Annotated in this window: 24 protein-coding genes; 15 read left to right on the top strand and 9 right to left on the bottom strand. The window is 67.7% G+C overall.

Annotation, left to right across the window (positions count from 1 at the left end):
- The first annotated feature begins 86 nt into the window (after positions 1–86).
- On the top strand, positions 87–1,895 hold the full coding sequence (locus AC3ANX_RS14700) for a diguanylate cyclase (protein WP_488334006.1): 1,809 nt from the start codon (positions 87–89) through the stop codon (positions 1,893–1,895).
- A 12-nt stretch (positions 1,896–1,907) separates the two neighbouring features.
- On the opposite strand, the gene AC3ANX_RS14695 is transcribed toward AC3ANX_RS14700, so the two are convergent.
- Positions 1,908–2,753: a transglutaminase-like domain-containing protein gene (locus tag AC3ANX_RS14695; protein WP_488334005.1), complete on the bottom strand. Its 846-nt coding sequence runs from the start codon at positions 2,751–2,753 to the stop codon at positions 1,908–1,910.
- Positions 2,754–2,940: 187 nt separating this feature from the next.
- Between AC3ANX_RS14695 and AC3ANX_RS14690 the strand changes: the two genes are divergently transcribed.
- The 7 genes from AC3ANX_RS14690 to AC3ANX_RS14660 all read left to right on the top strand — a co-directional run bounded on the left by AC3ANX_RS14690 (position 2,941) and on the right by AC3ANX_RS14660 (position 9,839).
- Positions 2,941–3,402 carry a hypothetical protein gene (locus AC3ANX_RS14690; protein WP_488334004.1) on the top strand — a complete coding sequence of 154 codons (462 nt, stop codon included), beginning with the start codon at positions 2,941–2,943 and terminating at the stop codon, positions 3,400–3,402.
- A 73-nt stretch (positions 3,403–3,475) separates the two neighbouring features.
- On the top strand, positions 3,476–3,940 hold the full coding sequence (locus tag AC3ANX_RS14685) for a hypothetical protein (RefSeq protein ID WP_488334003.1): 465 nt from the start codon (positions 3,476–3,478) through the stop codon (positions 3,938–3,940).
- 83 nt (positions 3,941–4,023) lie between these two features.
- Entirely contained in the window at positions 4,024–5,112 is a 1,089-nt protein-coding gene (pip, locus tag AC3ANX_RS14680; RefSeq protein WP_488334002.1) for a prolyl aminopeptidase, read from the top strand.
- A 64-nt stretch (positions 5,113–5,176) separates the two neighbouring features.
- Positions 5,177–6,289, top strand: coding sequence for an S-(hydroxymethyl)glutathione dehydrogenase/class III alcohol dehydrogenase (locus AC3ANX_RS14675; RefSeq protein ID WP_488334001.1), 1,113 nt, complete (start codon positions 5,177–5,179; stop codon positions 6,287–6,289).
- Between the two features lie 18 nt (positions 6,290–6,307).
- Entirely contained in the window at positions 6,308–6,691 is a 384-nt protein-coding gene (locus tag AC3ANX_RS14670) for a VOC family protein (RefSeq protein ID WP_488334000.1), read from the top strand.
- Complete coding sequence (fghA, locus tag AC3ANX_RS14665) at positions 6,673–7,533, top strand: S-formylglutathione hydrolase (RefSeq protein WP_488333999.1); 861 nt, start codon at positions 6,673–6,675, stop codon at positions 7,531–7,533. Before AC3ANX_RS14670 ends, fghA begins: the two co-directional genes overlap by 19 nt.
- Before the next feature lie 83 nt (positions 7,534–7,616).
- A complete protein-coding gene (locus tag AC3ANX_RS14660) occupies positions 7,617–9,839 on the top strand; it encodes a hypothetical protein (protein ID WP_488333998.1) in 2,223 nt (740 codons plus the stop codon).
- A gap of 7 nt (positions 9,840–9,846) precedes the next feature.
- Here the strand turns inward: AC3ANX_RS14660 and AC3ANX_RS14655 are convergent, their stop codons facing one another.
- Both AC3ANX_RS14655 and AC3ANX_RS14650 read right to left on the bottom strand, forming a co-directional pair.
- Positions 9,847–10,548 (bottom strand): HPP family protein, encoded by a 702-nt coding sequence (locus AC3ANX_RS14655; protein WP_488333997.1) that lies wholly within the window; start codon positions 10,546–10,548, stop codon positions 9,847–9,849.
- Positions 10,545–12,272 (bottom strand): chloride channel protein, encoded by a 1,728-nt coding sequence (locus tag AC3ANX_RS14650; protein ID WP_488336962.1) that lies wholly within the window; start codon positions 12,270–12,272, stop codon positions 10,545–10,547. The genes AC3ANX_RS14655 and AC3ANX_RS14650 overlap by 4 nt, the downstream gene beginning before the upstream one ends.
- 162 nt (positions 12,273–12,434) lie before the next feature.
- Between AC3ANX_RS14650 and AC3ANX_RS14645 the strand changes: the two genes are divergently transcribed.
- Positions 12,435–12,833, top strand: coding sequence for a MarR family winged helix-turn-helix transcriptional regulator (locus tag AC3ANX_RS14645; protein ID WP_488333996.1), 399 nt, complete (start codon positions 12,435–12,437; stop codon positions 12,831–12,833).
- 40 nt (positions 12,834–12,873) lie between these two features.
- On the opposite strand, the gene AC3ANX_RS14640 is transcribed toward AC3ANX_RS14645, so the two are convergent.
- A complete protein-coding gene (locus tag AC3ANX_RS14640) occupies positions 12,874–13,299 on the bottom strand; it encodes an organic hydroperoxide resistance protein (RefSeq protein WP_488333995.1) in 426 nt (141 codons plus the stop codon).
- Positions 13,300–13,338: 39 nt separating this feature from the next.
- Entirely contained in the window at positions 13,339–13,920 is a 582-nt protein-coding gene (locus AC3ANX_RS14635; RefSeq protein ID WP_488333994.1) for a DUF308 domain-containing protein, read from the bottom strand.
- Positions 13,921–14,101: 181 nt separating this feature from the next.
- Here AC3ANX_RS14635 and AC3ANX_RS14630 point away from each other — a divergent pair, with 181 nt between their 5' ends.
- Positions 14,102–14,683, top strand: coding sequence for a TetR/AcrR family transcriptional regulator (locus tag AC3ANX_RS14630; protein ID WP_488333993.1), 582 nt, complete (start codon positions 14,102–14,104; stop codon positions 14,681–14,683).
- 29 nt (positions 14,684–14,712) lie between these two features.
- Here AC3ANX_RS14630 and AC3ANX_RS14625 read toward each other — a convergent pair whose 3' ends face one another.
- Positions 14,713–14,841 carry a hypothetical protein gene (locus AC3ANX_RS14625; protein WP_488333992.1) on the bottom strand — a complete coding sequence of 43 codons (129 nt, stop codon included), beginning with the start codon at positions 14,839–14,841 and terminating at the stop codon, positions 14,713–14,715.
- A 735-nt stretch (positions 14,842–15,576) separates the two neighbouring features.
- On the opposite strand from AC3ANX_RS14625, the gene AC3ANX_RS14620 reads away from it, so the two are divergent.
- Entirely contained in the window at positions 15,577–16,107 is a 531-nt protein-coding gene (locus AC3ANX_RS14620) for a DUF4142 domain-containing protein (protein ID WP_488333991.1), read from the top strand.
- A 42-nt stretch (positions 16,108–16,149) separates the two neighbouring features.
- Positions 16,150–17,106 (top strand): manganese catalase family protein, encoded by a 957-nt coding sequence (locus AC3ANX_RS14615; protein WP_488333990.1) that lies wholly within the window; start codon positions 16,150–16,152, stop codon positions 17,104–17,106.
- A 214-nt stretch (positions 17,107–17,320) separates the two neighbouring features.
- On the opposite strand, the gene AC3ANX_RS14610 is transcribed toward AC3ANX_RS14615, so the two are convergent.
- The 3 genes from AC3ANX_RS14610 to asd all read right to left on the bottom strand — a co-directional run bounded on the left by AC3ANX_RS14610 (position 17,321) and on the right by asd (position 19,571).
- Positions 17,321–17,485 carry a hypothetical protein gene (locus AC3ANX_RS14610; protein WP_488333989.1) on the bottom strand — a complete coding sequence of 55 codons (165 nt, stop codon included), beginning with the start codon at positions 17,483–17,485 and terminating at the stop codon, positions 17,321–17,323.
- A gap of 282 nt (positions 17,486–17,767) precedes the next feature.
- Positions 17,768–18,640: a hypothetical protein gene (locus AC3ANX_RS14605; RefSeq protein ID WP_488333988.1), complete on the bottom strand. Its 873-nt coding sequence runs from the start codon at positions 18,638–18,640 to the stop codon at positions 17,768–17,770.
- Positions 18,641–18,671: 31 nt separating this feature from the next.
- On the bottom strand, positions 18,672–19,571 hold the full coding sequence (gene asd / locus AC3ANX_RS14600; protein ID WP_488333987.1) for an archaetidylserine decarboxylase: 900 nt from the start codon (positions 19,569–19,571) through the stop codon (positions 18,672–18,674).
- Positions 19,572–19,805: 234 nt separating this feature from the next.
- On the opposite strand from asd, the gene AC3ANX_RS14595 reads away from it, so the two are divergent.
- The 3 genes from AC3ANX_RS14595 to AC3ANX_RS14585 all read left to right on the top strand — a co-directional run bounded on the left by AC3ANX_RS14595 (position 19,806) and on the right by AC3ANX_RS14585 (position 24,321).
- Positions 19,806–20,336, top strand: a complete 531-nt coding sequence (locus AC3ANX_RS14595) for an RNA polymerase sigma factor (RefSeq protein ID WP_488333986.1) — start codon at positions 19,806–19,808, stop codon at positions 20,334–20,336.
- On the top strand, positions 20,320–21,279 hold the full coding sequence (locus AC3ANX_RS14590; protein ID WP_488333985.1) for a FecR family protein: 960 nt from the start codon (positions 20,320–20,322) through the stop codon (positions 21,277–21,279). Before AC3ANX_RS14595 ends, AC3ANX_RS14590 begins: the two co-directional genes overlap by 17 nt.
- Before the next feature lie 72 nt (positions 21,280–21,351).
- The gene (locus AC3ANX_RS14585) at positions 21,352–24,321 is read left to right on the top strand and encodes a TonB-dependent receptor domain-containing protein (protein WP_488333984.1); all 2,970 of its coding nucleotides are present in this window, start codon (positions 21,352–21,354) and stop codon (positions 24,319–24,321) included.
- The last annotated feature ends 14 nt before the right edge of the window (positions 24,322–24,335 follow it).

Raw genomic sequence — 24,335 nt, 5'->3', positions numbered from 1 at the left:
CGGCGGTCCGGGCGGAGCGGATGCCCCGCCCGGACATCCTGCCCGCGCGTTAACCGTTTGGAACGCGGCGCGCGCTATAAGAAGGCATGCGGCTCGCGACGATCACCAACTGGGCTTACGGCATCACCGTGGCGCTTACCCTCGCCGCGGGCAGCACGATGCTGCTCGCCTCCGTCGCGCAGGACCGGGAGCGGGTCGCGCTCGGCGAGCGTGATGCGCTCGATCAGGCGACTTCGACGGTGGACGAGGACGTCGCGCAGCTCAGCAACCTCGCCCGCCAATATGCGATCAGCGGCAGCCCTGCCGACGTGATCGCCTATCGCCGCGAGGTCGCGGTGCTGCGATCGGTCGAGGCGCGCACCGCCGCGATCCGCGATGCGGGCGCCACCCCCGACGAGCTGCGCGTCCTGCACGAGACGCTGCACTGGGCGGATGCGCTGCGCGACGAACAGACGGCGGGGATCGCCGCCGCCGCACGCGGCGACCGGCACGGCGCGGTCGCGATCCTGTTCTCGCCCGAATATGCGCGCGAACTCGATCGCATCCAGACCAGCGTGGAACGCTTCCAGGAGCAGATCGACGAGCGCACCGCCGCCAGCTTGCAGACCGCGGTGGCGGCATCGCGGACGTGGCGCGGGGTGTCCGAAGCCATGCTCGTGCTGACCGGACTAGTGTTCCTGTGCGTGCTGTTCTTCGTGTTCCGTCAGCGCGTGCTGCGCCCGGTCGTGCGGCTGAGCGATGTCGTCACCCGGCTCGCCGCGCAGGATTACGCGGCCGAACCGCCCAACTATGCGCAGGTCGACGAGATCGGCGACATGGCGCAGGCGCTGCGCATCTTCCGCGACAACGGCATCATGCGCCAGCGGCTGGAGCAGGAGCGCGATGCCGACCGCGCGATCCGCGATCTGCTGTCGCGGATGACGCAGCGCATGCAGCGGTGCGACACCGTTCCCGATCTGACCGGGGTAATCGAACGCTTCGCGCCCGAAGTCGCGCCCGAGTTCGCCGGGCGGCTCTACCTGCTCGATGCGGAACGCAACGCGATGGCGGCGGCGTGCGACTGGCTCGGGCCGGTGCATTCGCGCGACACGTTCCCGCCCATGGCCTGCTGGGGTCTGCGCCGCAGCCGCCAGCATCGGCCCGCCGGTACGCATATCGACGTGCCGTGCGGGCATGTCGCGCAGGATGGTGCGGAACTGGTCGACAGCATCTGCCTGCCGCTGACCGGGCAGAAGGGCACGCTCGGCCTGCTGTACCTGGAGCGGCGGCCCGGGGTGCAGGGCGGCGAGCCCGACCGCACCTATCTGAAGACGCTTGCCGAGAATATCGGCCTCGCGCTCGACAATCTGCTGCTGCGCGACGCCCTGCGCACGCTGGCCATGGCGGACCCGCTCACCGGCCTGTCGAACCGGCGGCAGCTCGACGCGGTGCTGGAGGAGCGGCTGGCGCAATCGGTCAAGACCAACGCGCCGATCAGTTGCGCGATGATCGACGTCGATCACTTCAAACATTTCAACGACGAGCATGGCCATGATGCCGGCGATGCGGTGCTGCGCGCGGTGGGCGCGGCGCTCAAGCAGGCGATCCGGCCGGACGATTGCGCGTTCCGCTTCGGTGGCGAGGAGTTCCTGCTGCTGATGCCGGGGCTCGGTGCGCTCGGTGCGATGGCACGATCCGAAGATCTCCGCCTCGCGATCGGCGCGCTGCGGGTGCGTCACGAAGGGCGCGAGCTTGGCCCGATCACGGTCTCGATCGGTGTCGCGAGCTGGCCCGAGCAATGCCCGGCCGAACGGATCGTGCATGCGGCCGACGCTGCGTTGCTGCGCGCCAAGCGGGACGGCCGCAACCGCGTCGCCACCGTCACGCAGCGTCAGGCGGAGAGCCGGACCGCCTGATCCGTACCCGCGTCAGGCGGCGAGGGGGAGTGTGCCGCTGTGCCACACCGGCGCGGTGATCTCGTCGGTATGCACCTTGAAGCTGGTCAGCCGCACCGGGCCGAAGGTGGTGGTAAGCGCCACGTCGGCGGCGTCGCGCCCGCGCGCCATCAGGACGCGCCCGATCCGGGGAACACGGTGCCGCGCATCGAAACTGTGCCACGCCCCGCCGAGATACACTTCGAACCAGGCGTGGAAATCCATCGCGACGTCGACCGGCGGGATACCGATATCGCCGAGATAGCCGCTGCAATAGCGCGCGGGGATGTTCATGCACCGGCACAGAGCCACGGCGAGGTGCGCGAAATCGCGGCACACGCCGACGCGCTCCTGATGCGCCTCCCACGCGGTCCGCGTCGCGCGGGCGTGCTGATAGCCGTAGGTGAGGTGCGCGTGGGTGAAGTCGACGATCGCCTGGACGCAGCGCCAGCCCGGTTCGATCCCGCCGAACAGCGACCAGGCGATGTCCGAGAGGCGGTCCGTGTCGCAATAGCGGCTGCCGAGCAGATACGGCAGCACCTCGACGGGCAGCGTGTCCGGGCTGTGCCGTTCGGCGCCGGGCGCTTGCCGATCGGGCTCGCCCGTGTCCGCCACGACGAAATCGCACGACAAGGTGACGCCACCTGCCGGCACGACCAGCCGCGTGCAGATGTTGCCGAAGCCGTCCTGATGATCCGTCATCGCCACCGCGCGGTCGGCGGCGATGCGGTGCTCCGTCCTGAGGTCGGCGAGACGTGACGGGTGGAGGTTCAGCATCGCGATCATCGGCGTGGGCACGTCGGCGGAGAAGGCGATTTCGAAACCGGCACGGATCAACATCGACGGACTCCAGCGTTTTCGGGCATGCGCACGCGATTCGTCGAACCAAGCCCGGTCATGGCTCAAAGCCTGATCGCCGACTTGGTTGCGTGGCCATCGACTTTCGGCTTCGGTGCCGGCGGCGGTCCGGGCATGGCGCGCGGAGTTTCAGGGGTGGCATGCGGACTGACAGGCGGAAGGCGCGGGGATGCTGAGCCGCGCCGATCAGGCGGCGGCGAACCTGGCGCAGGCGCGCGAGCTGCGCGCACAGGGTCTCTCCTATCGCGACGTGGGGCGGCGCTTGGGGTTGTCGTCGGCGCAGCTCGGCCACATCCGCCGCGCGCTGAAACGCGAGAAGGGCGCGGCGACGCGGCTGCGCTCGGCTATGCCGCACGCGGGCGAGCGCGATCTGCCGGTCGGCCGATCGGTGTTGCCGCTCGGGCTGCGGCGCTGCCTGGTCGCGGCGGGATACCGCACGCTCGGCGATCTCGCCGACCGGCTGGCCGACCCGGACCTGCCGGGGCTGGAGGCGCTGCCCGGCATCGGGCCGCACCGCGCGCGGATGGTGAAAGCGCTGCTCGACCATTATGGCCTGATCGAGGGCTCGGACGATCTGCAAGCCGAGATCGAGCGCCTGTTTCCCGAATTGCGCGATGTGCCCACAGTCTGAGCGGCTGCCCTCACAATCGCCGGGCGTCGTTCCTATATCCGGTGCGTGGGGGCTCTGGCCCGAAGGATGTGACATGATGAAACTGAACGGAATTTTCGCTTCGGCGATGGGCCTGGCGCTGCTGGCGGCGACCCCCGCCGTGGCGCAGCGCGGCGGCGGATCGCACGGTGGCGTCGGTGGCTTCCACGGCGGCAGTGCCGGCGGCAGCTTCCGTGGCGGCGGCCCCGGCGGCGGACAGTCCCACGCCGGCGGCGGCTATCGCGGCGGCGATGGGCGCGGCGGTCAGATCGCGCGCGGTGGGCAGAACTATTATCGCGGTAACCAGAATGGCTACCGTAACTATCGCGGTGGATATCGCGGCGGCTACTACCTTGGCTACGCCTATGGCGGCTATTACGGCTACCCGCTCGGATATTCGCTGGGCTATTATGGCGGGTATGACGGTTATGGCTACGACGGCTATGCCGACGACGTGTACGGCTACGGCGGCGGCTATGTCGACGACGCACCGTATATCGACGACGATTACGGCTATTGATGCCACCCGCCCGGGTCGGGCAAGGCGCATATCCGGCGAAGCGTGATGCTCCGCCGGATATGCGCGGCCAGACGGGAGCGAACATGATCGACTTTTCGGGTCTCCAGAGCGCCAGCACCGTGGGCGACGCCTGGAAATATCCGCAAGCGGCCGCCAACCGCAGCGGGCTCCTCCAGGTCGATCGGGAGCCCGATCACAGGCTCTACTGGGAAGAATATGGCAATCCGGCGGGCGAGCCGGTGATGTTCCTGCACGGCGGCCCCGGCGGAGCATGCGCGCCGGTGATGTCGCGCTTTTTCGATCCGGCGCGCTACCGCGTCATCCTGTTCGACCAGCGCGGCTGCGGCAGGAGCGAGCCGACCGTCGCGCAGGCGGGGCCACGGGCGTTGGTGCGCAACACCACCGATCATCTCGTCGACGACATCAACGCGCTGCGCGACGCGCTCGGCATCATCGGCCGGATGCATGTGTTCGGCGGCAGTTGGGGCAGCACGCTCGCGCTGGTCTATGCGATCCGTCATCCGCACACCGTCGCATCGCTGGTGCTGCGCGGCATCTTCATCGGCGCGCGGCAAGACCTGGCCTATATGTATCAGGGCAATGCCGCGACCTTCGCCGAAGCGCCGTTCGCGCTGACCGAGCCGGGCAGCTACATCGCCTATCCCGATGAATGGCGCGCGTTCGTCGAGGTCATCCCGGCTGAAGACCGGTCGGACATGATGCACGCCTACAAGACGATCTTCGACACGGTGCCGGCACGTGACGAGGATCGCGCACGCCAGCTTCGCGCGGCGCTGGCATGGTCGGTTTGGGAGGGGACGATCTCGAACATGATCCCCAAGGATGACGACCCCGGCAAGTTCGGCGACGCCGAATTCGCCTTGTCGTTCGCGCAGATCGAAGCGCATTTCTTCGCCAACCACCTGTTCCTCGAACCCGATTACATCCTCGGCAACGTCGGCCGGATCGCGCATCTGCCGATCCACATCGTCCACGGCCGCTTCGATCAGGTCTGCCCGCTTACCCAGGCGTCGCGGCTGGTCGCCGCGCTCGCCGACGTGGGCGCGACGCCGGTGACGTACGTGCGCACCAACGCCGGGCACAGTGCGATGGAGTTGCAGACCGCGCTTGCGCTCACCGCGATCATGGACGGGCTCGCCCCGATCGACTGATCCCCCTCGCCAGCAGGGCGATCGGGTGTGTACCGCGCGCTATCGCCGAATCAGGAGTTTCATCATGAAGACCCGCGCCGCCGTCGCGTTCGAAGCCAAGCAGCCGCTGGAGATCGTGGAACTGGACCTCGAAGGCCCCAAGCCCGGCGAGGTGCTGGTCGAGATCATGGCGACGGGCATCTGCCACACCGATGCCTATACGCTCGACGGGCTCGACAGCGAGGGGCTGTTCCCGAGCGTGCTGGGGCATGAGGGTGCAGGCATCGTGCGCGAGGTCGGCGCGGGCGTCACCTCGGTCGCGCCGGGCGATCACGTCATCCCGCTGTACACGCCCGAATGTCGTCAGTGTAAATCGTGCCTCAGCGGCAAGACCAACCTGTGCACCGCGATCCGCGCGACGCAGGGCAAGGGGCTGATGCCCGACGGCACGACGCGGTTCAGCTACAAGGGCCAGCCGATCTTCCATTACATGGGCTGCTCGACTTTCTCGAACTTCACCGTGCTGCCCGAGATCGCGGTGGCGAAGATCCGCGAGGACGCGCCGTTCAAGACCTCCTGCTACATCGGCTGCGGCGTAACGACCGGAGTCGGCGCGGTGGTCAACACCGCCAAGGTGCAGGTCGGCGACAATATCGTCGTGTTCGGGCTGGGCGGGATCGGCCTCAACGTGCTGCAAGGTGCGAAGATGGCGGGCGCGAACCGGATCATCGGTGTGGACATCAACCCCGATCGCGAGGAATGGGGCCGCCGCTTCGGCATGACCGACTTCATCGACGGGCGCGGCAAGGATCGCGCGGCCGTCATCGCCGAGATCCTCGCGCTGACCGATGGTGGCGCGGACTACACGTTCGACTGCACGGGCAATACCGAGGTGATGCGCACCGCCTTGGAGGCGTGCCACCGCGGCTGGGGCACCTCGATCATCATCGGCGTGGCGGAAGCGGGCAAGGAGATTTCCACGCGCCCGTTCCAACTCGTCACCGGACGCAACTGGCGCGGCACCGCGTTCGGCGGGGCGAAGGGGCGCACCGACGTGCCCAAGATCGTCGACTGGTATATGAACGGCAAAATCGAGATCGACCCGATGATCACCCACGTTCTCTCGCTGGAGGAGATCAACAAGGGTTTCGACCTGATGCATGCGGGCGAGAGCATCCGCTCGGTCGTGCTGTTCTGATCGCGCGGAGAACCTGAAATGTTCAGTCATGTCGTCGTGGGCAGCAACGATCTCGCCCGTTCCAAGGTCTTCTACGATGCGCTGCTGGGCGTGCTGGGCGCTGCACCGGGCCAGTATGATGCCAAGGGACGGCTCGTCTATACGCATGGCGGCGGTCGTTTCCTCGTCACCACGCCGGTCGATGGGGAGCCTGCCGCACCCGGCAACGGCCATACGCTCGGCTTCGTGATGGCCTCGCCCGAACAGACGCGGGCGTGGCATGCCGCCGGCGTCGCGCACGGTGGCGCGGCGATCGAGGATCCGCCCGGCATCCGCCACATGCCGGTCGGCGAGATGTACCTCGCCTATCTGCGCGACCCGGACGGCAACAAGCTGTGCGGCCGATGCCCGCTGTCGGCATGATCGAGACCGTCTCCACCGCGCGCGCCTTTGGCGGCACGCAGGGCGTGTACCGCCATGCCTCCTCCGCGACCGGCACCGACATGACGTTTTCAGTCTATGTTCCCGATCATGCCGCTGGCGCGACGCTGCCGGTCGTGTGGTATCTGTCCGGGTTGACCTGCACCCATGCCAACGTCACCGACAAGGGCGAATATCGCCGCGCCTGCGCCGACCTCGGGCTGATCTTCGTCGCGCCCGATACATCCCCGCGCGGCGAGGGCGTCGCGGACGATCCGGCCTATGATTTCGGGCAGGGCGCAGGCTTCTACGTCGATGCGACCGAGGCTCCGTTCGACCGGCACTTCCGGATGTGGCGCTACGTGACGGAGGAGCTTCCCGCGCTCCTCGCGGAGCATTTTCCGGTCGACGCGGCGCGCCAGTCGGTCCTCGGCCATTCGATGGGCGGGCACGGGGCGCTCACGATCGGGCTGACCTTTCCCGATCTCTACCGCGCGGTGTCGGCGTTCGCGCCGATCGTGGCGCCGTCGCAGGTGCCGTGGGGGCAGAAGGCGTTGCGCGGCTATCTGGGCGACGATCGCGGGCGCTGGCGCCGGCATGACGCGGTGGCGCTGATCGAGGATGGCGCGCGTCTTCCCGATCTGCTGGTCGATCAGGGCGATGCCGATCCGTTTCTGGCCGAGCAGCTTCGCCCCGAACTGCTGGAGCGTGCGTGCGGCGATGCCGGCATCCCGCTCACGCTGCGGCGGCAGGCGGGGTACGATCACAGCTATCTGTTCGTCTCGACCTTCATGGCCGATCACCTGCGCTGGCACGCCGACCGGCTGCGCGGGCTGCCGTCATGAAAGCGCATAATCCACGTTAAACCCCAGGAACTCTGCGGCAAAGGTGCGGTTTACCCGCATCTGACACATGCAGGAGGGGTGCGATGGCGACCAAAGCCAGGGTGAAGCCGCCGGCGGCCAGCCCGTATGTCCTTGCGCTGCGGCAGGCGTTGGCATCGGGCGCGGGCGAGCGCGTGGCCGCGTTCACGCTCGGCACGCTCGCGGTGGAGGTTCGTGCGGACGGTGATTCGTTGTGGGCGTTCATCCGGAGGGATGGGCGGGGCGGCCTTGCGCTGCGGATCGCCTATCTTGCCGGCCCGTTCGCGTGGCGCTGCGAGGGTGGCGACGGCGGCGAGGATGTCCGAGTCCACCTCAGCAGCGCGATGGGGGAACACGATGTCGCGTTCCGGACGACCAGCGATGAACTGGAGCGGCTGCGCGTCACCGTCCGCTTCACGCCGGCGATGTCGATGCTGGTGCCGTTCCTGCCGCGCGACCTCTACCCGCTCGACGCGAACGACGATCCGCTTGGCGCGCGCGGCGTGGTGGAGGCGGGGCAGCGTGGTCTCAACGCCGGCGTCCTCTACTTCCGGATCGACGATCCCGCCTTTGGCAACGTCCTGTACTTCCAGAACCTCACCGCGATGAACGACTTCTTCCTCGCCACCGGCACCAAGCCCGATGGTGCGGTCGGCGGGGTGTGGCCGGAACTCGGCTATCTCGTGCCGACGCCGCCGCAGAGCGGCACGCCGCCGACCGACCCGCTCGAAGCCGGGCAGGAGGTGACGCTGTCGGACGCGATCCTCGTGTTCCGGCACGATGCCCCGCCGGACGAGCGCGAATCCGCCCGCCAGTTTGTGCAGATGCTCGGCGCCGCCTACAAGATGCTCGATCTGCCGCCGACCGACTATCGCGACTGGATCGATCGCGCGGAGCGTACCCTGCACGACCTCGACGCGGCCCCCGAGGCCACGATCCGCCATTACGGCCACCGCTACGTCCACCCGTACACGACGGCCGAATATCCCGACATCATGGTGCAGATGTCGCTGGTCTCGGCGCTGCACGACTGGGGCAAGTGGCTCGGTGCGCCGGTCGCGCTCGAGGCGGAACTAAAGGCCGGGCTCGGCAAGTTCCATGATCGCAAGCTCGGCGCGCTGCGGCGCTACCTGCCCAACGTCGGCAAGGACAAGAACGCCGATGCGGTCGATAGCTGGTATCTGTACCATCCGTTGCTCAACCTCGGCAATCTTGCGCTGGACGGAGACGCCGCGTCGCGCGAGCTGCTGTTCGCCTCGCTCGACTATGCGATCAAGGCGGCGCGGCATTTCGACTATCGCTGGCCGGTCCAGTTCGACGTCAAGGACTTTTCGGTCATCACCGACACCGCCGGCGCGGACGGGCGCGGCCAGACCGATGTCGGCGGCATCTACGCCTGGGTGATGTTGCAGGCGTTCGAGCTGACCGAGGACAAGCGCTACCGCGACGAGGCGGAGGCGGCGATCGAGGCCGCGATCGGGCTGCGCTTCAACCTCAATTATCAGGCGAACCTCACCGCATGGGGCGCGGCGGCGTGCATGCGGCTGTGGCGGATCACCAACCGGCCCGTCTATCTTGCGCAAAGCTACGTCTATCTCGGCAGCTTCTTCCACAACAGCGTGATGTGGCAAAGCCGGCTCGGCCATGCCGCCGCCTACGAGACGTTCCTTGCCGTCACCTGCCTTCAGGATGCGCCCTATCTCGCGATCTACGAATGTTTCGATTCGTTCCTCGCGTTCCAGCGCTACCTCGACGACAGCGGCCCGGATCTGGAGCCGGCGGCGCGGATGCTGATCTCGGAATATTGCAAATACGCGCTGTCTCGGGCGTGGTATTACTATCCCGACGCGCTGCCGAAGGAGGCGATCTCCGCGACGCAGCGGCCGACCAACGGCCATGTCGACCGGGCGCTCTCCTTCCCACTCGAAGACCTCTACCCCGACGGGCAACAGGCCGGGCAGGTCGGGCAGGAGGTGTACGGCGCGGGCGCCGCGTTCATCTTCGCCACCCGCGCGTTCCATCAGGTCGATGATGCGCCGTTCCGGCTCTACTGCAACCACTTCATCCGCGCGAGCGAACGCAGCGGCGATCGTGCTCTCAGCATCACGCTCGATGGCGGCGAGACCTGCGTCGCCGCCTTGAGCCTCGTGCGGCTGAAGCGCCGGAAGCTGCCGAAAGCGACGGTGATGACCGCGGGCGGCGACGTGATCCGGCCGCAGTCGAGCCACGCCGACCGGGTGGATTATCACGTCCCGGCGAGCGGCCGCCTGATCCTCACCTGGGAGTAGCGCAGGATTACGCCTCGGAGTTCTCGCCCGACGCGCGGCGTTGCGCGCGGCCGAGCAGTTCGTGGAACAGCTTTTCGAGATCGTCGCGGCTGATGTCGAGCGCTTCGCCGTAATCGTTGAGCACCGCATCGACATCGGCGCTGGTGAGCCGCACCGGGCCGAGCGGGGGGTGCGGATGCGCCGGTGCGTGCGGCCGGTGCGGGTATGAGCGCCCGGTCGCGCTATTGTAGGCGAGCGCGGCGAGCGTCAGCAGGACCGAGTTGAGCAACACCGGCACCACCACGAAACCATAGCCCGCCGCCAGTATGTGCGGGCCGCCCAGCACCGCCGTCAGCGCGACCGCGCCGCTTGGCGGATGGATACAGCGCAGCAGCGACATCGCCGCGAACGCGCCGGCCACCGCGAGCGCCGCTCCGAGTAGCGGCGACGCGACGCCATGCGCCACCGTCACGCCGACCAACGCGGCGAGCAGGTTGCCACCGATGATCGACCAGGGTTGCGCAAGCGGGCTCGCCGGAACCCCGAACAGCAGCACCGCCGATGCGCCCATCGGTGCGATCAGCAGCGGCACCTCGGTCGGTGCACCCGCCCACAGCGTGCTGACGATGCCCGTGGCGGCAATGCCGAGAAACGCGCCGACGCTCGCGCGCAACCGTTCCGCATAGGATGTCGGGATCGGTTCGGGCAGGAACCGCTTCAGCCACGTCATGCGGCCGCGCCCGCCGGTCGCGCCGCGCGGCGAAGCACGAAGCGTTCGCGCTCGCGTTCATCGCGGTGTTGCCCGGCGCGTGCATGCAGCAGATCGCGGCGCGCGACGATGCCGACGATCCTGCCGCTCGCGCGATCGACCACGCAGATCCGACCGATATCTTCCGCCACCATCAGGTCGGCGACGACGCTGCCCGGCGTGTCGGGGCAGACGAGCGGGAGCGACCGGTCGGAGATCGCCTCCGCCAGCACCATGTCCGCGCCGGCTTCGTCGGCATGCCAGCGCAGCACGTCGGCGCGCGATACCAGCCCGATCGGCCGCTGCGCTTCGTCCGTCACCGGGTAGCTGCGGTGCCGCGCCGCATCGCCGAAGAAACGCAGCACCTCCGCGATCGGCATGGTCGCAGGCAGGGTCTGCGGGTCCGGCGTCATGATCTCGCCGATCTTACGCGCGGCGAGCGGGTCGACCGTATATTCCTGGAGGATATGGCGTCCCCGCCGCGAGATCTTCTCGGTCAGGATCGAGCGCCGCAGGATCAGCACTGCGACCGCATAGCTCGCCGCGGCGGCGGCGACCGTCGCGGGCAAGGTGTCGAGTCGGCCGGTCAACTCGACCGCGAAGATCGCGCCGGTGAGCGGCGCGCGCATCGCCGCGCTCATCACCGCCGCCATGCCGAGCAGCGCCCAGAAGCCCGTGTCGCCGGGCAGCACGAGGCCGACCGCAGCGCCGAACGCCCCGCCGATGATGAGCAACGGCGCGAGCACCCCGCCCGACGTGCCGGAACCGAGCGCGACCAGCCATACCACGGCCTTCACGACCAGCAGCAGCACCAGCGCCTTGCCGACCACCGAGCCATCGAGCAGGGACTGGATATTGTCGTATCCCGCGCCGAGAACGTGCGGGTCGATCGTTCCGCCGATGCCGACGACGATTGCGCCGAGCGCCGGCCACCACATCCAGTGGATCGGCAGGCGGTGGAACAGATCCTCGATCCGGTACAGCACGGTGGAGAGCAATGCCGCGAGCAATCCGCCCGCGAGCCCCAGCGTAGCGGCGGCGGGCAGCATCCACCAGCCTGCGGTCACATGGCCGGCGAAGGGAAACAGCAGTCCGGCGCCGATCAGCCACGGTCGCCATCCGAGCGCGGTCAGCGCCGCCGCTGCCACCGGCACGAGGCTGCGCGGCTTCCATTCGAACAGTAGCACCTCGACCGCGAGCAGGATCGCTGCCGCCGCCGTGCCGAAGATCGCGGTCATGCCGGCGGCGGCGCCCGCGACCAGCAGCGTCTTGCGTTCGGCGGCGCTCAGGTGGAAGCATTGCGCGAACAGCGAGCCGAGCGCGCCGCCGGTCATGATGATCGGCCCCTCCGCGCCGAACGGCCCGCCGCTGCCGATCGAGATTGCCGAGGACACCGGCTTGAGCAGCGCGACCTTGGCGGACAGGCGACTCTGCCCAAACAGGATCGCCTCGATCGCCTCGGGAATGCCGTGCCCGCGGATCTTGTCGGAGCCGAAGCGCGCCATCAGGCCGATAATGAGGCTGCCGATCACCGGCACCACGATCACCATCGGCCCCGATGCCGCATCGGCGATACGCGCCGGCGCGACCGACAGCCGCCCGAACCACGCGAGGTTGGTGACGAGCGTGATCAGTCGGAGCAGCGCCCAGGCGGCGAACGCGCCGCCGCTGCCGATCACCACCGCCATCATCGCCAGCAGCAGCATCCGCCGATCTGCGCTATGGTCGGCGAGGCGCGGGCTGCGCGTGGGGTACGCGAACGATGACGATGGATATGCTGACACGATGATGATCCCGACCAATCAGCGGAGGCGCATCGCCGGTATATCGCAATACGATATGTTGCAAGCTGTGCGGGCTGCGTGGGCATGAGCGACCCCGATCTGGCCGATGCCGATTACCGCACGCTCGCCGATTTCCGCCACGCGCTGCGCGGCTTCACGCATTTCAGCGAGCGTGCCGCCGAAAGCGTCGGCCTCACGCCGCAACAGCATCAGGCCCTGCTCGCGATCCGTGCGGAGGCGGCGATGACGGTGGGCGACCTCGCCGTGCGGATGATGGTGCGCCCGCACAGCGCGACAGGTCTGGTCGACCGGCTGGTGAAGCTCGACCTGATCGCGCGCCGCCCGTCGGCGCAGGACCGGCGTCGCGCCGAACTGGTGGTGACGGCGAAGGGGGAGGGGTTGCTACGGGCGTTGTCCGACAATCACCGCGCCGAACTGCGCCGGCTGCGGCCGTTGTTGTCGGATCTTCTCGCCAGGTTGTGACGCGGCGTGCCCCTCGCGAGGCACACCGGCAGGCGCCCGGTCAGGCGACGCTGATCGTCACGTCGACATTGTTGCGGGTCGCGTTCGAATAGGGGCAGACCTGATGCGCCGCCGCGACGAGCTGCTCGGCGATCGTGCGATCGACGCCGGGCAGCGCGGCGACGAGATCGACCGTCAGGCCGAAGCCACCCGCGCCGTTCGCACCGATTCCCACCGTCGCGGTGATCCTGGTCTCGGCGGCAAGCGCGACCTTCTGCTGGCGCGCGACGAGGTGCAGCGCGCTGAGGAAACAGGCGGAATAGCCGGCGGCGAACAATTGTTCGGGGTTGGTGCCGGCCCCGCCTGCGCCGCCGAGTTCCTTCGGGGTCGCCAGCTTCACGTCGAGCGCGCCGTCGGCGGTGGCGGCGGTGCCGTCACGTCCACCAATGGCGGTTGCGGTGGTGCGGTATTTCACGTCGATGCTCATGGTTCGTCCTTTACGTTGGGGAGGCGGGAAGGTGATCTCTCAGCGGGCAGGCTGCGCGGCGCGGGCGTCGCTCACCACCAGCCAGACTGCCGAGACGAAGAAGTAGAAAGCGCCGAAAGCCGCATAGGGCGCGATCGTGGCGATGCCGATCGGCGCGGGGCCGCCGGCCATCCTGACGAAGAAGATGCCGGCAAGCGCGGACTGCGCGCCGCTCAACACCATCGCCCATTGCGCGCCGAACGACGTCCAGCGGCGGAGGGCGGTGGCGAGTTGCAGGACCCCGGCCAGTCCGGCCCAGACCCCGAACACGACGAGCACGCTGTCCATGCCCCGGCCAAGCGCGACTGCGACCGCGACGGCAGTGATCGTGCTGACGATCACGTTGAGGAACTGCGTCCGGTTCGCGGCGAGACCGCCGTTGCGCTGCGCATCGACGAGGTTGGCGGCGGCGTCCCACGCCGGATAGCCGACCAGCAGGCCCGCGCTCAGCGCCGGAGCATCCTTCGCGATCGTGAAGGCCGCAGCGACCCACGCCGCCGAAACGGCGAAGCGCGTGAAGTAATACAGTTTCAGCCATCCGGACCGGGAGTGGGCCGGGCGATCCATCGTCTGCGTCGTCATTTCAGTCTCCGTAGCAATGTCCTACCATCTAGTAGGTAGATTACAGGTCGTCAAGGCTGCTGTTGTTTCGTCGCGGCGCGCGGGCGGGGTGGTGACGGACACGGCGCCCGCCCCGCGTGCCTTGCAATCGGGCGTGCCGCGCCCACTTCCCGACCTACTGAAAGGTCATTATGTCACAGCCATGAACGCTACTGCGAGCAAGCTGATCGTCGAAGCCGGCCAGCTCATCACCAATGTCGGGTACAACGGCTTCAGCTATGCCGATCTCGCCGAGCGGCTCGGCATCCGGAAGCCGAGTATCCACCACCATTTCCCGTCCAAGGTCGATCTCGTCGTGGCCGTGGTCGAACGGCAGCGCGCGGTCATCCACGCCGCGCTCGATGCGCTGGAAGGCGGCACGCCCGAAGCGGTCACTCAACTGACCGGCTATGTCGAGTATTGGAAGCGCTGCATCGCGGACGATTCCGCTGCCTTCTGTCTCGCCGGCGTTCTCGCCGCCGAACGGCCGGGGCTTCCGCCTGCGGTGGGCGCGGCGGTGCAGGGGCATTTCGACGATCTCGGTCGGTGGATCGAACGGGTGCTGACGCTCGGTGTCGAACAGGGCTCGATCCGGCTCGAGCTCGATGCGAGGACCGCCGCGCAGTTCTTCCAGACCGCGGTTTATGGCGCGATGATGATGGCGCGCGCCTATGGCGATCCGGGCAAGTTCAACGTCGTGGTCGATACGTTCCTGGCGCGGATGCTCGTCGACACGCAGCACTGACCCGGGCGGCGGATCGTCCGCCACACGCTTCAGTGCCGGAGCAGCCAGATCCCGACGACAGTGATGATGATCGCGGCGACCACCGCGATCACGAGTCCGACGCCCATGCGCTTCGCCGCGGTGTGGCCGGGTTCGTTACCGTGTGACGGTTCGGTCATGTGAACTCCTGCGGGTCGGTTGTTCTTCATCGGGCATCGGACCACAGACGCTTCCGAAGCCGGTTTGGTTGCCCGCGCCGTTGCAGCGGCGACCCGCAATGCTCTGCGGCGCGGCGGAAACCTGTTCTGCCCCGTACCGCCTTGATGCATGGCGTACGCAATGTATCGCCTCCGGAAGAACGTCGGGCACGCAACCGTGTCGGCGCATGCGTTTGGCTCGGCTGCCGGCGCGGTCGTTCGGCACCAAAATTAGGCAACTACGGGGTCGCGCGGGCGCTGACTGACCGGCGCATCTCGCAAAGCGACCGGGTCTTGCGCGAGATCAAGCAGATAACTGGCTTTATCAAACATAGGTTAAGCAATCACCCGGCCGAGTGCCGGAACATGCATCGGCACTGCCGGTTTAGTATTCCGAATATAGCGGAGGCGAACATGTCGCATCGAGGATCACCGCTACAGCTTCGGAATGCATCTTTGACTCGTTCTACACGTGTAATGACGCATCGCGACCGAACGTGCGGGCATTTTGTCCCGACAGCGCGGAACATTTGGTGACGTGTTCCACGAAACGGCGTTGATCAAGACATTGGCGAGGTAATTCGCCTCGCTACGTACAGCTTAGCCGGTTGGGGCGGCTTCAGGAGTGGTGCGAGAGTGCGCTGCCCAGAGCCGTGCGGCCGCTCGACATGTTTTTCACTCGAAGTCCCGCCGCGAAGCAAACCAACAGGAGAGCCTATGAAGACCATCCACCTGATCGCAGCCGCTGCCGCGTTCGCTACCATCACTCCGGCGATCGCGCAGATGGCTGCTCCGGCAACGGCTCCGGCCGATGCCTCGCAGCCCGCGCCGACCACGGCACTGCCTTATGTCGCCAAGGCCGGGGCGAGCGACCTGTACGAAATCCAGTCGTCCCAGCTCGCTTTGTCTCAGGGCAAAAGCGCCAAGGTAAAGTCGTTCGCGCGCATGATGATCAAGCATCATACGATGACGACCAAGCAGGTCACCGCCGCCGCCAAGGCCGCTGGCCTCACGCCGCCGCCGCCCGCGCTCGAACCGGCTCAGGCCGACATGATCGCGCAGTTGCAGCCGCTGCACGGCGACGCGTTCGATCAGGCCTATGTCACGCAGCAGAAGACCGCGCATGCGATGGCGCTGACGGTGCACCAGACCTACGCGGCGCAGGGTGACACCCCGCAACTGAAGACCGTCGCGAGCAAGGCGGTGCCGATCGTCCAGCAGCACATCACCGCGCTCGACAGCATGTAATCGACCCGTTCCTCCCCAAGATCTCCGACAAGGAAACCCGCCATGTTCATGCACAACAAACGCCTGCAATATACCGTCCGTGTGGCCGAACCGAACCCCAAGCTCGCGACGATGATGCTCGAACAGTTCGGCGGTGCCGATGGCGAGCTTGCCGCCGCGATGCGCTACTTCACGCAAGGGCTGGGTGAGGATGATGCCGGCCGCAAGGACATGCTGCTCGACATCGCCACCGAGGAACTGAGCCACCTCGAGGTGATCGGTTCGATCGTGGCGATGCTCAACAAAGGGGCGAAGGCGCAACTCGCTGAAGGCGCGATGGAGGAGGCCGAGCTGTACCGCACGATCGGCGCGAGCGGCACCAGCGCGAAAGAGGCGCTGCTGTTCGGTGGCGGCCCGGCGCTGATCGACTCGGCGGGCGTGCCGTGGACGGCGGCGTATGTCGACAGCCGCAGCGAGCCCACGGTCGATTTGCGCTCGAACATCGCCGCCGAAAGCCGCGCCAAGATCGTCTATGAGCGGCTTATCAACATCACCGACGATCCCGGCATCAAGGACGCGCTCGGCTTCCTGATGACGCGTGAGATCGCGCACCAGAAATCGTTCGAGAAGGCGCTCTACGCGATCGAGGACAATTTCCCGACCGGCAAGCTGCCCGGCGTCGAGCGGTATGCCAACGTCTATGTCAACACCTCGCAGGGTGAGGGCGACATGACCGGGCCGTGGAACTCCGGCCCGCAATGGGAGCGGATCGACGACCTCGAGCAGACCATGCCGATCGACGATGGCGACGGCACCGCATCGGTGGCGCTTGGCGGCGCCGACACGGCGGTGGTCGAGAAGCTCGCCGCGCGCACCATGTCCGACCCCAAGGCCGATCCGATCACCGGCGTCGACCTGGGCGCAGGGCCGGGCGCTGGCCGCGTGACCAAGGGCGATCTCGGCGGCGCGCCGTCGATCGCGGAAGCCCCCGCCATGGCGGAGGCGGTCGCACCGAAGTGACGCAGCGAGCCTTGCCCGCCGCAACGCGGGCAGGGCCATCTGCCGACGTGCGCAAGCGGGTCGGGCGGCGACGCCCGGCCCGTTCGCGCGTGTTCAAAGCCCGCCGGCGCTCACAGATTTGACGTGGAGGAACGCCTCGATCCCGAGGCGACCGTGCCGATTACCGCCCGACGCGCGCGGCAGCCGCCGGCAGCAACCGTTCCGCCGGGTTCGTTCAGGCGCGCTCGTCCTCCGGGGGCGCGCTGTCGCCGCCGTACATCTTGTCGAGATAATAGCCGGCGAGCACGTAATGCGCCTTCACTGCCGCCGGATGTTCGGCACGTTGCGCCTGCTGGAGTTCCTGTTCGGCACGGCGGTGGAGATACTCCGGTTCTGCCACGGGACGGGAAGCCATTGCCTTACCTCTGCTGGAGTCTGCGGAATACGCGACCCAAGCCATACACAGGATGTGCGCGTCGTTCCTTCATACAGATCAGCACGCCGGCCGACAGCCTCTGGCGGCTCGCCGTCTATGGCACCAACGTGCTCGACAGTATGTCCAGCTTCAGTGGTTCAGCTGTTTCGGCGACTTCGGCATCGATCTTGTGACCTCCGGACGACCGCAGCAGTTCGGCGCGGAGGCGGCGTTCAGGTTCTGAAGATCGCCGATATGGGCACCGTCTTACGGGGCCGTCGCGACCGGCGTGCCGGCCCCACCGGCGGTCACAATACCGGACATCGCCACCCGAGGCGACGGGGTGGCGACCGCGATCGGCGCGTCGCCGGGCGTTGGAGCCGGGAGCGACGCCGCGGCGGGCGCGGGAATTGCGGACGTCGCAGCGCCGGGCGCGGCCGGGGCGGCGCCATTCAGCGTCACCACCGGGGCCGGTGCGGCCACCGCGATCGGAACGTCGATGGTCCTCACGACCGGCGGCGGTGCCGGCTCGTAATAGTCGCGCCAGGCGTTGAACGCCGCGTAGAAATCGACGAACGGCTTGTCGAGCCGGAGCAGGGCCGCCCGGGCGAAGCTCGGCAGATCGGCATCCGCGACCTGACCGACCTGCGCGATCTCGCCGCGCGCAACCGCGCAGAACGCCGCCCGCATCGTCGGCTGGCTGTAGAAATTGTAGATGCGCGTCTGGTTGTTGTCGTACACCCGCTGCCAGTCGCCCCAGCCGGGGGCCTGCCACTCGCGCAGATAGATCTGTAGATAATGATCCAGCCCGGCGGCATGCGCCGTGATCCACGCGTTGTACGGCTCGACGACGCCGCCGCCCGCCTGGTTGCAGCCCAGCGCGGCAACGTTGAGGGCATTGCGCAGGTGCCACACCGCCGCCGCATCGGTGTTGTTGATGTTGGGGGTGCCATAGCCGCCGTTCGGGAGCGCGCGTGGAACCTTCATGCCGACGTAGCCGCCCACCGGCATCGCCGGCGGTGGTGGCGGTGGCAGCGTCGCCACGACAGGCGGCGGCTTGACCGGAGGCGTGGCGCATCCGGCCATGCTCAGAGCTACTCCGGCCAGCAGGCCCCAGCCAAGGATCGTGCGCAATGTCATCGTGTCGCCCAGATAGTCCGTCGTCGCGCGCTTAGCGCGGACCGGATGAACGCCGCAAGAATGGCGGCGCGACAGATGGCCCGGCGCCACGATCGCCCATCCGCTCGCCCATGCGCACCGCCGCTCCCGGCATCCAGTCCTGGTTGAACGCTACCGTACCCTGTTCGAACAGCATGACGATCGTCGAGCCGAGCAGGAAACGGCCCATCTCCTCGCCCTTCTCCAGCACGATATCCTGATCGGTATAGGTCCATTCGCACATCTGGCCGGTGCGCTTCGCGTTGACCACGCCGTGCCAGACGGTCGCCATGCTCCCCACGATGGTGGCGCCGACCAGCACCATGACGAACGCGCCATGCACGGCGGACTCGAAGACGCACACCACGCGTTCGTTGCGCGCGAACAGGTTGGGCACGCCCCGCGCGGTGACCGGGTTCACCGAGAACAGCGCGCCCGGCACATAGATCATGCGGGTAAGCCTGCCGTCGCACGGCATGTGCAGGCGGTGGTAATCTTTGGGGGAGAGGTACAGGTTGGCGAAGCTGCCGTGGCGGAAGCTGGCCGCCAGCGCGGCGTCGCCGCCGACCAGTTCGGTCGTGGTGAAACGGTGCCCTTTTGCCTGAACCATGTAGTGATCGTCGATGCGGCCGAACTGGCTGATCGTGCCATCGACCGGGCAGACGAAATCGGCGGCCGCGAGCGGGCGGGCGCCGGCCTTGAGCGGCCGGGTGAAGAAGTCGTTGAAGCTCGCATAGCTGGCGATGTCCGCATCTGCGGCTTCGCTCATGTCGACGCCATATCTGCCGACGAACCAGCGGATCAGCCGCTTCGTCATCCGGCCACCGCGCGCACGCGCGACACGGCCGGCAAGCGTCGTCAGGCGCTGCTTGGGAAGCATGTGCTGGAGCAAAATCTTCAGACGATCGGACATCGGAACCTCAAAACCGCGACATCACGCTTGTAGAGTCATGAGCCGGCAGGTCGACCCCAGCGCGCTACGTCCGGTATCCGACCAGCCCGCCACGCGGCATAAAATCGCGTGGCGATTGCGCGAGCGGCGTCCTCGCGCCACAAAAATCTCCGTTCTTGTTGACGGAAGTGGCGCCCGGCGCACTCTACGGAACGAGGGAGAGTTGACACGACACGCCAGGAGCTTGCCGATTGGGTGGGGCGCGAGATCCTGCCACATGAGCGCGAACTGCGTTCGTGGCTGCGCCGCCGTGTCGCCAGCGCCGCCGACGTCGAGGATATCGTGCAGGAGTGTTACTGCCGCATTGCCCAGCTTCGCGACGTCAACGACGTGGTGCAGCCACGCGCCTATCTGTTCGCGGTGGCGCGGCACCTCGTGTTCAAGAACGTCAAGGCGGCGCGCGTGGTTAGCATCGAAGCGATGGTCGATCTGGATAGTGGCTGGGAAAGCGACGAACCTTCACCCGAACGCATCACCGCCGCCCGGCTGGAGATGGCTCGCGTCCAGGCGGCGCTCGGCACCCTCACGGAGCGCGCGCGGCGCATCTTCATCATGCGCAAGATCGACGGCATGACGCAGAAGGACATCGCCCGCGCGCTCGACGTTTCGGAAGCGGTCGTGGAGAACGACGCGAGCCGCAGCCTGCGTGCGGTGCTGCGCGTGCTGTCCGGCGCCGAAGACGCCGACACGACACGGGAGGGCCAAGAGCGTGTCCGATCGCGCTGAGGAGGAAGCGGCGCGCTGGGTGCTACGCCACCCGCTGAGCGCGGAAGACGATCGCGCGCTGGAGGATTGGCTGGCGCAGGACCGCCGCCATGCCGGTATCCTGCTGCGCGTGCAGGCGGCTCTGAGTGCGGTGGATCGCGCGATCGTCGTCGATGCCGACGGGCCGGCCGCCCTTGCCGGGTCGGTTCGGCACGCGCCGACGCGCCGATGGATGCTGGGCGGGCTCGGCGGCGCGGCGGCCGCAGCCGCAGCGGGTATCGGCGTGATCGGCTGGCGGCATCTGGGCGGCGAACGCGTCACCACCGCGCGGGGCGAGATACGCCGACTGCCGCTCCTCGACGGCTCGGTCGCGACGATAGACACCGAGAGCGACCTGCATCTGGCGATGACCGGCGAGACCCGCCGCGTCACGCTCGCCGCCGGGCAGGCGTGGTTTCAGGTCGCGAAGGATCGCCACCGCCCGTTCATCGTCGATGCCGGCATCGCGCAGGTCCGCGCGGTCGGCACCGCCTTCTCCGTCCATCGTACCGAGGGGGGAGTCCAGATCGCCGTGACCGAGGGTACGGTGGTGGCGTGGTGCGACGACGCCAGGGGCGCGATGAGCGTCCTCACCGCCGGGCAATATGCCACCTTCACCCGTGGCGGCGACACGCCACAGACCGGAACCGCGCCCGCTGCGATCGAGCGTTCGCTGGCGTGGCGCGAGGGCGAGATCTCGCTGGAGGGCGAGACGCTCGGCGATGCCGCGACCACATTCAACCGCTACAATCGCCAGCAACTGGTCGTCGACGATCCGGGCCTCGCGCGCGAGCGGCTGGTCGGCCTGTTCAAGATCGGCAATCCGGCCGATTTCGCGGCGATGCTGGAACACTCGATCGGCGCGGCGGTGACGGTTACGCCCGACGAGATCCGGATCGGCCGAAAAAATCGTCCCTCGACATGACGGAAAGTTCGCGGGGGAAGCTCTTCCCCGTTTGAGAGCGCCACGCAGATGCGCTCCGCAGGAGGGGATAGCATGACAGTGTTTCGACGCGCCTTGTTGGCGTCGGTCGCCATCGCCGTCTCGGCATCGGCCGCTTCGGCGGCGACTGCGGACGTTCGCCGCTTCAACGTGCCGAGCCAGTCCGCTCGCACCGGCATTCCGCTGTTCGCGCATCAGGCCGGCATCCAGATCCTCGCCTCGCAGGCGATTACCGACGGCCTCATCGTCGGGGGCGTGCAGGGCGACATGGAAATCGGTGCGGCGCTTCGCCAGTTGCTCGCCCGGACCGATCTCGTTCCCGTTCCGGTCGGCGGCTCGTTCGTGCTGAAGCGGCAGAGCGGCGCACAACCGTCGCTGCGCGCCGCAGCGGCGATGCAGGCCACTCCGCCGACCGCCCCGCTCGCCGGTCAGCAGCCGTTGCCAGCGCTTGCAGCGGCGGACCCGGCGCCATCCGCCGACACGCCCGAGGCGCCCGCGCAGGACATCGTCGTCACCGGCACCTTGCTGCGCGGCGTCGCGCCGGTCGGCACCAACGTGCTCAACATCAGCCGCGCCAACATCGTGGCGAGCGGCGCGACCAACTCGGCCGAGCTGCTCGCGCAGGTGCCGCAGGTCACCAACATGTTCAACTCGCTGCCGCGCGCCGGTACCGGGGCGAGCGGCACCACGATCACGCGCCCGACGATCCGCAACATCACCGCCGCTGGCGCGTCGACCACGCTGCTGCTGGTCGACGGGCACAATATCGTCGGCGCGGGCATCACCACCACCTCGTCCGACCCGGAGGTGATCCCGCCCGGCGTGATCGAGCGGATCGACGTGGTGCCGGACGGCGGCTCGTCGCTTTACGGATCGGATGCGATCGGCGGCATCATCAACTTCATCACGCGCAAGTCGTTCGACGGGATCGAGCTGACCGCCAACGCCGGCGCGGCGGACGGCTTCTCGCGCTATCAGGTGAGCGGCATCGCCGGGCAGAAATGGAATGGCGGCTCGCTGGTGCTGGCCTATCTGTACCGCACCAACAGCCACCTCACCGGCTTCGACCGCGATTATTTCCGGCAAAATCTCACGCCCTTCGGCGGCACCGACCGGCGCGTGTTCGGCTGTTCGCCCGGCAACGTCACCGCCGGCGGGGTTGGCTACGCGCTGCCCGGCCGCCAGCCCGGCACCACCAACAAATGCGATCAGGCGCTCAGCACCGACATCTACCCGGCGGAGAACCAGAACTCCGCCTATGGCTCGCTCACGCAGGAGATCACGTCCAACCTCGAATTCGGCGTGACCGGCTTCTGGACGCTGCGCAACACCATGCCGCGCACGCCGCAGGGCAATTCGAGCAACCTGGCCTTCACGTCGCGCAACCCGTATTTCCGCTCGATCGCGGGCGAGACCGCGCAGACCGTCTCGTTCAATTACGAGAGCGTGTACGGCCCCTATTTCAGCAACCATACCAGCCTTGAGGAATATGGCATCACGCCGACGCTGACCGCGCATTTCGGCGGCTGGCAGGCGACGTTGCTGGGCAATTACGGCAAGAGCATCACCACCGCGCATACCGGCGAGCTGAACAACATCGCGCAGACCGCCGCGCTTGCCGGCACGACGTTCGGCACCGCGCTGAACCCCTATGACATCGCCGCGACCAACCCGGCTGTGCTCGGCCTGATCCACAATTACGAGCAATATGCGCGCGCGGTGCAGCAATTGAGCGAGGCGCGGCTCAACGTCGACGGCCCGCTGTTCGCGCTGCCCGGCGGCGACGTGCGGCTCGCAGCGGGCGGGCAATATACCCATCAGGCGAGCGACGCGGTGCAGACCGATGCGGCCGTGGGCGACCTCAGCAACGCCGCGCGGGCGAGCGCGCGCCGCGATATCGAGGCGGTGTTCGCCGAGGTGCGCGTGCCGGTGTTCGGCGTGGGCAACGCCATGCCCGGCTTCCAGTCGCTCGTGCTCGACGCGTCGGTCCGCTACGATCACTTCAGCGATTTCGGCGGCACCACCAATCCGAAATTCGGCATGACCTACGAGCCGGTCAGCGGCCTGCGCATCCGCGCCAATTATGGCACTGCGTTCAACGCGCCGAGCCTTGCCGACACAACCGGCGCGGTCGATACGCGCGTGCAGGTGGTGGATACCAGCCCGTGGCAGGCGGGCACGTTCAACGCGGCGAACTTCAACCGCCCGACCATTTTGCTCGCCGGCGGCACCACCGGGCTGAAGCCGCAGAACGCGCATACCTGGGCGGTCGGCGCCGATCTCGAACCCAAGGCGATCCCGCGCCTGACGCTGAGCGCGACCTATTGGAGCGTCGACCTGTTCCACCAGATCGCGCAGATCCCGTTCACCCAGCCGGTGCTCTACACCAACCCGGCCTATGCGCAGTATTTTATCCTCAACCCCACGCTCGCGCAGGTGCAGGCGATCGCGGGCGACCAGCGCGTGCAGGGGCCGGCGCTGGCCAGCCTCTATGCCAACGGCGCGGCCAATACGCCCTATGTCCTCATCAACGCGCGCCGGCTGAACCTCGGCAACGAGTTCACGCGCGGGATCGACTTCCGCGCCGCCTATACGTTCGCGCTGGGCGATGGCGATCTCAACATGCTGGCGGGCGGCACGTATCTGCTCAGCCGCCGGAACCAGGCGGTGGACGGCGACCCGCTGTTCGACGAGATCGCGGCGGGTGGGGTCGGCCGGCTGCAACTGACCGGCTCGCTCGGCTATACGATCAAGGCGTTCACCGCGCAGGCGACCGTGCATCACAGCTCGGGCTTCGACGTCATCAACATCCCCGGCCAGACTCATGTCGCGAGCTTCAGCCCGGTCGACCTGTTCTTCTCCTACGACATGCCGGGCAGCGGGTGGAACAAGGGCTTCGGCTTCACGCTCAACGTCACCAACGTCGGTGACGAGCGGCCGTCCTTCATCAATTCGGGCAATGGCACCGGCAATGGCGGCACGCTGGGGCGGATGTTCATGGTCGGCGTCCGCAAGAAGTTCTAGGGTGATGGACACCG

This window comes from Sphingomonas sp. BRN-1R (assembly GCF_057748035.1).
This window is presented reverse-complemented; position numbering and strand designations above follow the sequence as displayed.